Source organism: Trinickia mobilis (assembly GCF_017315705.1).
Taxonomy (GTDB): domain Bacteria; phylum Pseudomonadota; class Gammaproteobacteria; order Burkholderiales; family Burkholderiaceae; genus Trinickia_A; species Trinickia_A mobilis.
In genome coordinates this window covers 197699-210195 of sequence record NZ_JAFLRF010000006.1, presented here as the reverse complement: position 1 = coordinate 210195, position 12497 = coordinate 197699, and the positions used below count along the sequence as shown (strand labels likewise).

10 protein-coding genes are annotated in these 12497 nt (G+C 59.2%); 9 read left to right on the top strand and 1 reads right to left on the bottom strand.

All coding sequences use genetic code 11. The features are described from left to right. Positions 1–17 precede the first annotated feature (17 nt). The 3 genes from J3489_RS11140 (at position 18) to J3489_RS38330 (ending at position 3358) form a co-directional block, all read left to right on the top strand. Positions 18–1382 (top strand): MFS transporter, encoded by a 1365-nt coding sequence (locus J3489_RS11140; protein WP_206997842.1) that lies wholly within the window; start codon positions 18–20, stop codon positions 1380–1382. A gap of 176 nt (positions 1383–1558) precedes the next feature. After that, positions 1559–2731: a porin gene (locus J3489_RS11135; protein ID WP_309491359.1), complete on the top strand. Its 1173-nt coding sequence runs from the start codon at positions 1559–1561 to the stop codon at positions 2729–2731. A gap of 363 nt (positions 2732–3094) precedes the next feature. Next, complete coding sequence (locus J3489_RS38330; protein ID WP_206997840.1) at positions 3095–3358, top strand: superinfection immunity protein; 264 nt, start codon at positions 3095–3097, stop codon at positions 3356–3358. Between the two features lie 184 nt (positions 3359–3542). On the opposite strand, the gene J3489_RS11125 is transcribed toward J3489_RS38330, so the two are convergent. Beyond that, a complete protein-coding gene (locus tag J3489_RS11125) occupies positions 3543–4475 on the bottom strand; it encodes a LysR family transcriptional regulator (RefSeq protein ID WP_206997838.1) in 933 nt (310 codons plus the stop codon). Between the two features lie 127 nt (positions 4476–4602). On the opposite strand from J3489_RS11125, the gene J3489_RS11120 reads away from it, so the two are divergent. The 6 genes from J3489_RS11120 (at position 4603) to J3489_RS11095 (ending at position 12443) form a co-directional block, all read left to right on the top strand. Further along, entirely contained in the window at positions 4603–5790 is a 1188-nt protein-coding gene (locus J3489_RS11120; RefSeq protein ID WP_206998058.1) for an acyl-CoA dehydrogenase, read from the top strand. Positions 5791–5796: 6 nt separating this feature from the next. Then, positions 5797–7035 (top strand): CaiB/BaiF CoA transferase family protein, encoded by a 1239-nt coding sequence (locus J3489_RS11115; RefSeq protein WP_206997836.1) that lies wholly within the window; start codon positions 5797–5799, stop codon positions 7033–7035. Between the two features lie 103 nt (positions 7036–7138). Then, entirely contained in the window at positions 7139–7579 is a 441-nt protein-coding gene (locus J3489_RS11110) for a MarR family winged helix-turn-helix transcriptional regulator (RefSeq protein WP_206998056.1), read from the top strand. Positions 7580–8073: 494 nt separating this feature from the next. After that, entirely contained in the window at positions 8074–9582 is a 1509-nt protein-coding gene (locus tag J3489_RS11105) for an efflux transporter outer membrane subunit (RefSeq protein WP_242539936.1), read from the top strand. Positions 9583–9652: 70 nt separating this feature from the next. Next, positions 9653–10813, top strand: a complete 1161-nt coding sequence (locus tag J3489_RS11100; protein ID WP_206997831.1) for an HlyD family secretion protein — start codon at positions 9653–9655, stop codon at positions 10811–10813. Positions 10814–10886: 73 nt separating this feature from the next. Beyond that, on the top strand, positions 10887–12443 hold the full coding sequence (locus tag J3489_RS11095; protein WP_206997829.1) for a DHA2 family efflux MFS transporter permease subunit: 1557 nt from the start codon (positions 10887–10889) through the stop codon (positions 12441–12443). Positions 12444–12497: the final 54 nt, after the last annotated feature.

Here is a 12497-nt window from a genome sequence, read left to right as displayed (position 1 = left end):
AACTAGGAGATGAATTGATGCGCGCGTTGTTCAATGCAGATGCGAGAGAGGCGGGTGCCGATTCAGGCCGCGCGTTGCGCCATGCCTACTTGTCCTCGGAGTGGCGCATCTTGCCGCTTCTGTTCGGCCTGTGGATGCTGGCGTGGGTCGACCGGGCGAATGTGGCGTTCGCGAAGCTGCAGATGCTGTCGGATCTGCGCTTTAGCGAGACGGTGTACGGATTCGGTGCAGGGCTGTTTTTCCTGGGATATGTGCTGCTCGGTGTGCCGAGTTCGATGATTCAGCAACGCGTCGGCGCCCGGAAAATGATTTCGGCGATCGCCCTCGGCTGGGGTGCGACCAGTGTCGCGATGATATTTGTCAAAAGCGCAGGGATGTTTTATGCGCTGCGATTCCTGCTCGGCGCATTCGAAGCGGGCTTCTATCCCGGCGTCATCCTGTACCTGAACCAGTGGTTTCCGACGAAGCGCCGCACGCGCAATTTCAGCATCTTTCATTCGGCGGCGATTTGCTCGACGGTCATGGTGGGACTGAGCGGCGGCTTCGTGCTCGAACACATGAGCGGCCTTTGGGGCGTCGCCGGGTGGCGCTGGATGTTTCTCTTGCAAGCCGTACCGACGATGCTGCTCGGGTGCGTCGCGTTTGCCGTCCTCCCGGACGGACCGGCTACCGCGAAGTGGCTGTCGCAGACGCAGCGACTTCTCATCCTGAACGATATCGAGTGTGACGGGAAGCGCTTCTCTCCGGACGCCACGCTGCCCGTGCCGTTGCTGGCCAATCCGATGGTTTGGGTGCTTGCCGGTATCTATTTCTGCATTTTGACTGCGAACACCGCGCTGGGCTTTTTCATGCCGACCATCCTGCACGAAGCCGGATTTGGCGGCTATAGCGCGATAGGCAACGCGATAGCTGCGATTTGCGTGCTCGGAGCGCTCGGCAACATTGCGTTCTCGACCTTTGCGAGTCGCTATCGTGATATTCGTCGGCATTGCGCGATGGCTTCTCTCGTCAGCGTGGCAAGTCTCTTGGTGCTGGTTTTGGTCTGGCACAGCAGCCGTCCGGCGACGTTCGTCACGCTGGTTCTCGCCCTCGCCGGAACCGGTGCAGGCGTGTCGTTGTTCTGGCAAATCCCGGTGCGCTTTCTGCGAGGGAAGGCGGCCACGTTGGGCGTGCCGTTGATCAGCTCGGTGGCCAATCTCGCGGGCTTTCTGACACCCTGGTTGACCGGGTACGTACGTGATATTTCCGGCACCTATACCAGCGGATTCGTGACGGCCGCAGGAGTTCAAGCGATTGCGGCCGTCATTCTGATTCTCGGGATACCGCTCGTGCTCCGCAAGCAGCACGCGGCCGCCGGGATGGCAGGCGAGGAGCCTGCGTGACGGCAAGCACGACTCGCAACCCTCTTCGTACCGCGTAATCCGTAGTCTGAAGAAGTAGTCCCGCGAATGGCGCCGGATGCGAAGATTTCGCATGGACGATCATCGTTGTCGACGTAAAACGGACAATTATAATTAGTAATGCGATATAAAATGGAGGCAGTATGAGGAGAAGTGCAGTGCTGGCATCGGTAATTGCCGGCATGATGCCGGTGTACGCGCTCGCGCAGAGCAGCGTGACACTTTATGGCATCGTGGACGCGGGAGTCAGTTACGGCAACAACGTCGCGCCGGCGCTCGGCCAAGCTGGCGCACGCAAGATACAGGAGACTAGCGGAGTCGGAATTCCGTCGAGGTGGGGGCTGCGTGGCGTCGAGGATCTCGGCGGCGGCAATGTGGCGGTGTTCGTGCTGGAGAATGGCTTCAGCGTCGCCAACGGAACCTTGCTCCAGGGGTCCCGGGAGTTCGGCCGGCAATCCTATGTCGGTTTGGGAAACAAAAAGCTGGGAACGGTCACGCTCGGACGTCAGTATGAATCCGTCGTGGACTTCGTCGGCCCGTTCGTGTCGGCGCGGCAATGGGGTACGCAGTACGGCGCGCATGTCGGAGATATCGACAATCTGTACACCACGTTTCGACTGAACAACACGGTCAAATATCAAAGCGCAAACTTGAGCGGCTTCACGTTCGGCGGACTGTACGCATTCAGCAATCAGGGAGCGGGCTCGGGAGGGACGGGATTCTCGAACAATAGCGCATGGAGCGTGGGAGGCAGTTACACGAGCAATGCATTCTCGCTCGGGGTTGGCCATTTCCATCTCAGCAATCCGTCGTCCGGAGCGACCGGAGGCAGCAATACATCAGGTGCAGTCGCGGGGGACTACACAAGTCCAACCGATATTTTCTATGTGCGTCCGGTGGCCTCGCAGGACGTTACCGGGATCGGCGTTTCGTACGCGCTGAAAGGGTTCACGCTGGGCGGGGCCTATACCTACGCGAAGCTTGACTACACCGATCACACAAGCTTTGCGATGTCCAACTACGAGGTAAACGGCAAGTACCAGTTCACCCCGGCACTTGTTGCAGGCGTGGCCGCAATCTACAGCGTCGGCAATGTAGAGGGAGCCTCTTCGATTGCCAATGTCAGTGCCGGACAGCACCCCCACTGGGTTCAGTTCAATGCAGGACTGCTGTATTCGCTTAGCAGGCTTACCGACGTGTACGGTGCCGTGGTGTATCAGAAGGCATTGAACGGCGCGTTGACCGCGGCTATCGATAACATCGGCGGGCCGAGCGGGATCAACTCGCGCTTTCAAGTTGCGACTACCGTCGGCGTGCGGCATAAGTTTTAGGCTGCGCGTCTTGCGGCGTCGGGGTATTCGGCGACAGGTCATTGATGCAGACGCCGCAACAATCTGATGTGGATGGGACGATTGTTCGGTGCTTTCCTCTTCGATAACATCAAATCCGAGTCAAACCAATGGAGCAAGACCATGTCGAAAGTGCCCGTGCTCAATGAAACCAGCTTCAAAGGCACTTGGGTGGACGTCGGAACCCAGGTTCCCTTCGATACGGTTGTATCGCGCCCTGAAGGACGCACCGCTCGCCCTGGACGAAATATTTGAAGCCTTGATTCTCAACGTTACGAAATACGATCATTGAGAATAGAGATCTGCTGAAGAATGGGCTGATACCTGACCAAATCGGGGTACGAGATGCATTTCTTCCTTTCATGCTTGTTGTTTTCTGTTGTGGTTGTCGTGTATTTCACTCCTTCCATGATCGCTCAACGACGATTGAAACAGGAGGCGGCGCGTCTGCTCATTTTCAACCTGCTCCTCGGGTGGACAGTCATGGGCTGGCTTGGGGCGCTGTGCTGGGCGACGAAGTCGGATGGCGCCGACACACGCAGCGCAGAAAATGCAGCACGGTGGCACCGCCGCCTAGGGGATGTCAGGTGCAAGCGCAAGTGGTGTTGATGTTTTCGCCGAGGAAAAGGAATTCGCTTGCGTCGGCCATGGGCATCACCGGCGGACCGGTTGCGCCTGAATGATCGGTGCTCGGTCATTGTGTTCGTCTGGCGCTTGTAAATGTGAGGAAGTAAGCGACGCTAACTGAGACGGCCCCAGATTTCTTACGGATAAGTTCCAGGGGTCAGTCTATCTAAACGCTCGCGTCCAATGCCTGTCCCAAACCCGCGGATTCTCTGTATTCCCGAGCCTGATCTTCTATCCAATCGCGAAACACAGTCAGGACCGCATTCTCGGACTTACGTTCCGGGTACATGAAGTAGTAGGAGCGGTCGCTCAGATATTTGTGCTTCGCTGCGGGAATCAAGATGCCACGCTGTAACTCGTCCTCTATGAGCAGGCGCGGAATGAGGGCAATTCCAATGCCTTGTATTGCCGCTTCGGCGAGCATGGAAAATAGCTCAAACCTTGGGCCTGACATGTCCCTGTCGACCTGCATGCCGCGAGAGGCAAACCATTCGCGCCATGCATAGGGACGTGTGCTCTGTTGCAAGAGGGGATAGCGTTGCCACTCTGCGGCGGTCAGCTTCGTGCGCGGTGCGATCAGACTGGGACTGCATACGGCAATCAGGCTTTCGCGCATCAGGAAAAGTCCTTCGGTTCCCGGCCAGGCCGTTACACCTGCGTGGATTGCTGCATCAAACTCTGTTTCATCGAAAAGAAACGGCCGTGTCCGGGCCGTGAGATTGACCGTGACGTCCGGACGTTCGCCAATAAACAGAGGCATTCTGGGCAGCAGCCACTTGGTCGCAAACGTGGGGACGACCGCAAGTTCGAGCGTGCCGCCTTGGCCACCTTTGGCCATGAGTTCCAATGTGTCCCGTTCTACCTCGTCGAGGCGCGCCGCAACTCTGCGGCTATAAGCCAGTCCGGCTTCCGTCAACGCAACGCCGCGTCGGTCCCGGCGGAATAGCCTGACACCCAGGAAATCCTCTAGTGAAGCGATCTGCCGGCATATGGCGCTTTGGGTAACGGCCAATTCATCCGCGGCTTTGGTAAAGCTTTGATGGCGTGCTGCGGTCTCGAACGCGGAAAGAGCGGTGGTAGAGGGAATTTTTCGGCGCATGGTTCCGACTCGTACGGTGGTCGACGGATATGTGCGATTTTCGCACAGACCAGTGCGAACAAATCGTTTGTGGACCTGAAACGGTACCGATAAATTGACCGCACGATCTTTCGATAGCGAGTGTGAAATGAGTACGCAGCATAAGTCATCGTCTTTTCAGTGGGCGGATCCCTTGCTGCTGGATCAGCAATTGACCGAAGACGAGCGCATGGTGGGCGCGTCGGCCCGGGCGTATTGCCAGGAGCAACTTGAGCCGCGAGTGCTGGAGGCATTCCGTAGCGAACACACTGACCCGGACGTCTTTCGCGAGATGGGCGAGCTCGGGCTGCTCGGCGTCACGATTCCCGAAACCTACGGGGGCTCGGGGCTCAACTCTGTCTGCTACGGACTCGTGGCGCGGGAAGTCGAGCGAGTCGATTCGGGATACCGCTCCATGATGAGCGTGCAATCTTCGCTCGTCATGGTTCCGATTTACGAATTCGGTAGCGAAGCAATGAAGCAGAAGTATCTGCCCAGGCTGGCGAAAGGCGAGTGGATCGGCTGCTTCGGCTTGACCGAACCGAATCATGGCTCCGACGCGGGAGGCATGACGACCCGGGCAAAGAGCGTGGAGGGCGGCTACCGGCTCACGGGCAGCAAGATGTGGATTACCAATAGCCCGATTGCGGATGTGTTCGTCGTCTGGGCTAAAGACGACGAGGGCGCGATTCGCGGATTCGTACTGGAAAAGGGCTGGAAGGGGCTATCGGCTCCCGCCATTCACGGCAAGGTCGGCCTGCGGGCGTCGATCACCGGGGAGGTTGTGATGGACGAGGTGTTTTGTCCGGAGGAGAACGCATTCCCCGAGGTTCGCGGTCTCAAGGGACCGTTCACCAGCCTGAACAGTGCCCGGTTCGGTATCGCCTGGGGTGCGCTAGGGGCAGCGGAAGATTGCTGGCATCGCGCTCGCCGGTATGTTCTGGAGCGCAAGCAATTCGGGAAACCGCTCGCGGCGAATCAACTGATCCAGAAAAAACTGGCGGACATGCAAACGGAAATCACGCTTGGGTTGCAGGGTTGCCTGCGCCTTGGACGGATGAAGGACGAGGGCACAGCCGCTGTGGAGGCCACGTCCATCATGAAGCGCAACTCGTGCGGTAAGGCGCTCGAGATTGCACGCGTTGCGCGAGACATGCTCGGCGGTAACGGCATCAGCGACGAGTTCGGGATCGCGCGACATCTCGTGAACCTCGAGGTGGTCAACACCTATGAGGGGACCCATGACATCCACGCCCTCATTCTCGGGCGTGCCATCACAGGCATCGCTGCTTTCTGATCTTCCATGAACGACACCTTGCAAGAAGGGGCGCTTGACGGTCTGCGCGTCCTCGACCTTTCCCGAGTGCTGGCCGGTCCGTGGGCCGGCCAACTGCTGGCTGACCTGGGGGCAGACGTGGTCAAGATTGAGCGCCCTGGTGTGGGCGATGACACGCGCGCTTGGGGACCGCCCTGGCTAAAGGGCGCCGACGGAGAGGCAACAGCAGAGTCGGCCTACTTTCTCAGTGCCAATCGCAACAAGCGATCGGTCACAATCGATCTCGGTCACCCCGACGGACAACGGCTCGTCAGGCAATTGGCCAGCAAGGCGGACGTCCTGCTCGAAAATTTCAAGGTCGGCGGACTCAGCCAGTATGGCCTCGACTATGCCAGCCTCAAGTCACTGAATCCGCGACTGGTCTACTGTTCGATCACCGGGTTCGGCCAGACGGGTCCCTATGCTCCACGCGCGGGTTACGACTTTCTGATTCAGGGCATGGGCGGGCTGATGAGCCTGACAGGGCGCGCCGACCGTACGGAAGGGGGAGGTCCGTTGAAAGTGGGGGTTGCGCTGACGGACATCATGACCGGGCTGTATGCGACTGTGGCGATCCAGGCTGCTTTGGCTCGGCGCGAGCGGACCGGCCAAGGGCAGCACATCGACCTTGCGTTGCTGGACGTGCAGATCGCGTCCCTCGCAAACCAGGCAGCGAACTACCTCGTTGGTGGCGTGGTGCCAAAACGCATGGGGAATGCCCATCCAAGCATCGTGCCGTACCAGGATTTTCCGACTGCCGATGGCCATATGATCATTGCGGTTGGAAATGACAATCAGTTTGCCAATTTCTGTCAAGCATTGGGCAGATCGGAATGGGCCAGCGACGAACGCTTCTCGCGCAATCCGCATCGGGTGAAGCATAGGGATGAATTGATTGCGTTGATTCGTAACGTCACGGTGTCCCGAACCACTGGTGAGTGGATTGCCGTGATGGAAGCGGCCGGAGTCCCCTGCGGTCCGATCAACAGCCTCGATAAGGTGTTCGCAGATCCGCATGTGCAGTCCCGCAGCATGCGCATCGATATGCCGCACCCCCTGTCGAAAAACGTCGGATTGGTCGCCAACCCGATCCGTATGTCGGAGTCCCCGGTGCAATACCGGCAATCCCCGCCGACGCTCGGCGAGCACACGGGCGAAGTTCTGCAAGGCTGGCTGGATCTGGACACGACCGAAATCGACGATCTACGCCTCAAAAGAGTCGTATGACAGACTGAGTGGGGGCAGTCTGGAGGGATTCTTTTCGCCGTTGTGACAATATGGTGCGCTGCATGGGATGGATCGATTGCAACCTGGCGGCTATGCTGCGGGAATGAATCTGCTCCCCCCCGAAAGTGACGATTGTTTCGCCGTCCGCCAGGCCGCTCGACATATCTCGAAGTTGTACGAGCGCCATTTATCAGAAGCCGGCGTTACGCCGACGCAGTTCAGCATCCTGAACGAATTAGTTCGTAGTCCAGGCATGACGATGATTGAGCTGGCCGACGCGATGGTGATGGACAGAACGACGCTCGTACGAGCGCTTAAACCTTTGCTCCGTGATCGGCTCGTGACCGACTCGGCAGAGGTGCATAGCAAGCGACGCCTGCGGCTCACGCTGACCGAAAGCGGCTGCGCAAAGCTGGAAGAGGCTGCGGCGCACTGGCGTGCCGCCCAGGCCAGCTTCGAGGGCAGCTTCGGGCAGCAACAGGCAACGGACCTGAGAAACGAACTATTTCGCATTACGCGCGACGTTTCATACGCCAAGCGGTGATTGGATTGATTGATCTGATGATTGCCGCAAGCGGCGCCGAGGCGTGAAACGGCCGTGACAGCACCGCACCGGTGCAGCTGATTGTTGTTCCTGGCGTGACAAATTGATGTTTTGGGCGCGCTTGATCGCCTGTTTTCCGGCAAATATCATCTGCACGCGCAATGCCGGAGCCTGCAGCAAATCCAGTCGGCATTTTCAACACGCAAGCTAAGGCGAATACGCCTAGTTCCTCCCCGCTCGTAGTTCGACTTCCACTCTGACCGTGCTTCTGCATGATGCTTCGGTATCCGAATTAAATATTAATTGTCGAACGTGAAAGATATCGGGCAAGCGGGAGGAGGGGTAAATGGGCGAGCCCGTCAAGCCAAGTGAAACAAATTGATGTCGTTTCAAGCATTGAAGGTGCGCTGCGGAATCAATATTCTGTGCGTATGCACTTAACGACATGCGCAAGCATGCAACAGACACTCATTCATTCTGAAATGGAAACGACGATGAAATTCAACCGCTCGGTGCTACGTATCGGAAGCTGGGCAACTCCGTTGGCGACAGCGGCGGCCGTTCTTGGTTTGGCTGGATGCGTCAACTACGCCGGCATCAAGAGCGACCATCATATTGCTCCGCCGACCAGCTTCGCGGCAAGCGAAAGCTTGCCGACTGAAGGCGGCCAGTGGCCGTCGCTCGATTGGTCGGAGCAATTCGGCGACCCGCAATTGCCGCAGTTGGTTGATGAAGCATTGAAGGGCAATCCGACCATCGACGAAGCCCGGGCTCGCATCGACAAGGCGGCCGCCTATGCAGGCAGCGCGAAGTCCACGCTTTATCCGAACGTGAGCGGAAGCTATTCGTGGACCCGCGAGCTCAATTCGGAAAATACGGTCTATCCGTCGCCGTACGGGGGTACCTGGTACAGCGAAAACAGTGTCCTGACGAGCGCTTCGTGGGACCTCGACGTGTGGGGAAAGAACCGGGAGCGGCTTCGCCAGGCTACCTCTGAAGAGAAAGTCGAGGAGGCCGACATGCAGGAAGTCCGTATCTCGCTGGCGGCGTCGGTGGCGGGGACGTATAACCAGCTTGCGCGCCTGTACGAGTTGCGCGATATCGCAACACGCGAGTTGAGCAACCGCGAGCAGATTGGACGCATCACGAACGGGCGGGTCGGCGCCGGCCTTGACACCGACGTCGAGCGGCAGACCGCAAACGGCGACATCGCTACGATTCGCTCCAGCGTCAGCAATCTCGACGGCCAGATTACGACGGTGCGCTACCAACTCGGGGCATTGCTCGGCGCGGGACCTGATCGCGGTTTGAAGATTGCGGTCCCGTCGCTCGGAAAGGGCGCCGCTGTCGCATTGCCCGATAACTTGCCGGCCGATCTCGTGTCGCGTCGACCGGACATCGTTGCCGCGTTCTGGCGGGTCGACGCCGCAACGCACGGCGTCAAGGAAGCAAAGGCGGAGTTCTTTCCGGACATCAATCTGTCAGCTGCAGCCGGCCTGGACGCGTTTGGCTGGGGGCGCTTCCTGACCTCCTCCAGTCGCCAGATCGCGGCAGGTCCGGCAATCCACCTGCCGATCTTTGACGCGGGCGCGTTGCGATCGCAACTCAAGGGACGTTATGCGGACTTTGATTTCGATGTCGCGAACTACAACAAGACGCTGATTGACGCGTTGTCGGATGTCGCTACCCAAGTGTCGCTCATCCGCTCGACTGATCGGCAGCTGATCGATTCGCAGCAGGCGCTCGATGCACAAACCAAAGCGTATCGACTCGCTGTTGCCCGCTACAGCTCGGGCTTGAACCAGCAATTGCAGGTGCTGAACGCCGACGACAACCGCCTCGCGGCGGAACAGGCCGTGGCGAACCTGAATATGGATCGCCGCAACCAGCAGATCGCGCTGATCAAGGCATTGGGCGGCGGCTTCGATTCGGCGAAAGCCAATCTTGCGGCCACCGCAGCCGCCCCTCTTTCGTCTCACCCAGCCGAGACGGCATCCAACTGAAATATTCGTCTTTTAAGTCATCTCGCCGCGCTCATAGCGGGCGTGCGTCAAGTTTTGCCGGAGTGTAAACATGAACCAACCCAACCCCCCTTTGAAGAACGAGCAAGAGATCAAGCCAGGAAAGCGAAAACTGTTGATTGCCTCGCTCGTATCGGCGCTTGCAGTGGGCGCTGCCGCCTACGGGCTCTATTACTTCCTCGACGCGCGCTATCACGTCGATACCGACGATGCCTATGTGAACGGCAACGTCGTGCAGATCACACCGCAAGTCACCGGTACGGTCATTGCCGTCAATGCCGACAATACTCAGACTGTCAAGAGCGGCGATCCGATCGTCCAGCTCGATCCGGCCGACACGCGCATCGCGTTGCAGCAGGCCGAGGCGAATCTGGGTCAGACGGTGCGCCGGGTGCACGGTCTTTATGTCGACGATGACCAGTATCGTGCCGATATCGCACAGCGCGAATCCGATCTCTCGAAGGCTCAGGATGATTTGCGCCGCCGGTTGTCGACGGGCGTGTCGGGTGCGGTGTCCGAGGAGGATATCTCGCACGCACGCGACGCGGTCAACTCTGCCAAGGCTGCGCTCGATGCCGCTCAGCAAAGGCTTGGCGCCAATCGTGCACTGACGGCGCACACCAGCGTCGAGCAGCATCCCGACGTTCTCGCTAGCGCGGCCAAGGTCCGCGATGCCTATCTCGCGTATGCACGCACGACGCTGCCTGCGCCCGTGACGGGCTACGTTGCACAGCGCTCGGTGCAGGTGGGGCAGCGCGTGTCGCCCGGTACGCCGCTCATGTCGGTGGTGCCGCTGAACCAGGTCTGGGTCGATGCAAACTTCAAAGAGTGGCAGTTGCGGCACATTCGTGTCGGACAGCCGGTCGAGCTGACGGCGGATGTCTACGGTTCGTCGATCGTCTACCACGGCAAGGTTGTCGGCTTTTCTCCGGGCACCGGGTCGGCTCTGGCGCTGCTGCCGGCGCAAAACGCGACCGGCAACTGGATCAAGGTCGTGCAGCGTTTGCCGGTGCGCATCGAGATACCGCTAGAGGAACTGGAAAAGCATCCGCTGCGGGTGGGCCTTTCGATGAACGTCGACGTCAATGTGAAGAATCCGAACGGCCCGCAACTCGGTACGGATCCTAGCTCGACGTACAAGACCGACGTATTCGCGAACTACGGCGACGACGCCAATGCGGCGATCGACCGCATCATCGCAGCAAACGAATAACCGGGCCTGTTCGATAAGTCGTGCTCGATTGTTTGCGCAGCCATATCGTCAGCCATTCAAACTCTGAACTTCCATGTCTAACAGTCACCCGAATCACCCCCCGCTAACGGGGGCAAAACTAGCCCTTGGCTCGCTGTGCGTAGGCCTTGCGGGCTTCATGACGGTGCTCGACTCGTCGATCGCCAACGTCGCCATTCCAACCATCTCAGGCAACCTGGGCGTATCCGTCGACGAGGGCACATGGGTCATTACCGTGTTTGCGGCGGCCAACTCGGTAGCGATCCCGTTGACCGGCTGGCTGACGCAGCGCCTGGGTCAGGTCCGTCTGTTCATCGGCTCCATTCTGCTATTCGTCGTGGCGTCCTGGCTGTGCGGGATCGCGCCGACCTTGCCGATGCTGCTCCTTGCGCGCGTAGTGCAAGGCGCGGTGGCGGGACCGCTGATTCCGATGTCGCAGGCGCTGCTGCTCAGCTCATGGCCGAAGGCCAAATCGTCGCTGGCGCTGGCGCTGTTCTCGATGATCGTCGTCACGGGGCCGATCGTGGGGCCGGCACTGGGCGGCTGGGTGACCGACAGCTACAGCTGGTCGTGGATCTTTTACATCAACATCCCAGTGGGCTTGTTCTCGGCGGGTATGGTCTGGATGCTCTATCGCGACCGTGATACGCCGTCCAGGAAACTGCCCATCGATGTGGTTGGACTATTGCTGCTGATTACGTGGGTGGCGTCCCTCCAGGTGATGCTCGACAAAGGCAAGGATCTCGACTGGTTCTCCTCGACCACCATCATTGTGCTGACGATCGTGGCGGCAGTCGGCCTCGCGCTCTTCATCATCTGGGAGTTGACGGACAAGAATCCCATCGTCGACCTGACACTGTTCAAGCAGCGAAATTTTCTGGGCGGCACGATCTCGATTGCGGTGGCGTACGCAATCTTCTTCGGCACCCTCGTGCTACTTCCGCAGTGGATGCAGGAATACCTCGGCTACCGGGCCGTGGATGCGGGGCTCGCAACAGCGCCGCTCGGGATCTTCGCGGTGATCGGCGCACCGATCATGGGGAAAATCCTGCCGCGCTCGGACGCGCGCATCATCGGCACCTTTGCGTTCATCGGGTTTGCGGTCGTGTATTACATGCGCTCGTTCTTCTACACGGATCTGAGCGAGGGCTACATCGTCCTGCCGACCCTGCTGCAGGGCATTCCGATGGCGCTGTTCTTTGCGCCGCTCACGGTGATCATCCTGTCCGGGCAGCCGCCGGAAAAGGTGCCGGCAGCGGCCGGTCTGTCCACGTTCGCGCGGATGTTCTTCGGCGGGATCGGGACGTCGTTGGCGAACGTGCTGTGGAACAACAGAACGATCCTGCATCACGAGATCCTGACGCAGCAGTCCAGTCCGACCAACCCGATGTTCACCCAGCAGCTCCATGCGTATCATTCGCTGCTGGGCCTGGGGGGCGGCGCTTCCTATGCGCTGTTCGATCAGGCCGTGCAGACGCAGGCGGCGATGATGGGCCTGAATGACGTGTTCTATGGGTCGGCGATGATCATGATCGTCATCATCCCGCTGATCTGGATCACGAAGCCGAGCAAGGCGGGCGGTTCCAGCGATGCCGCGGCGGCTGCCCATTGATACTGCCGCCATGTCAATGTTGCCGTGCTTGCAATAGAGAATATTCTAGGTATT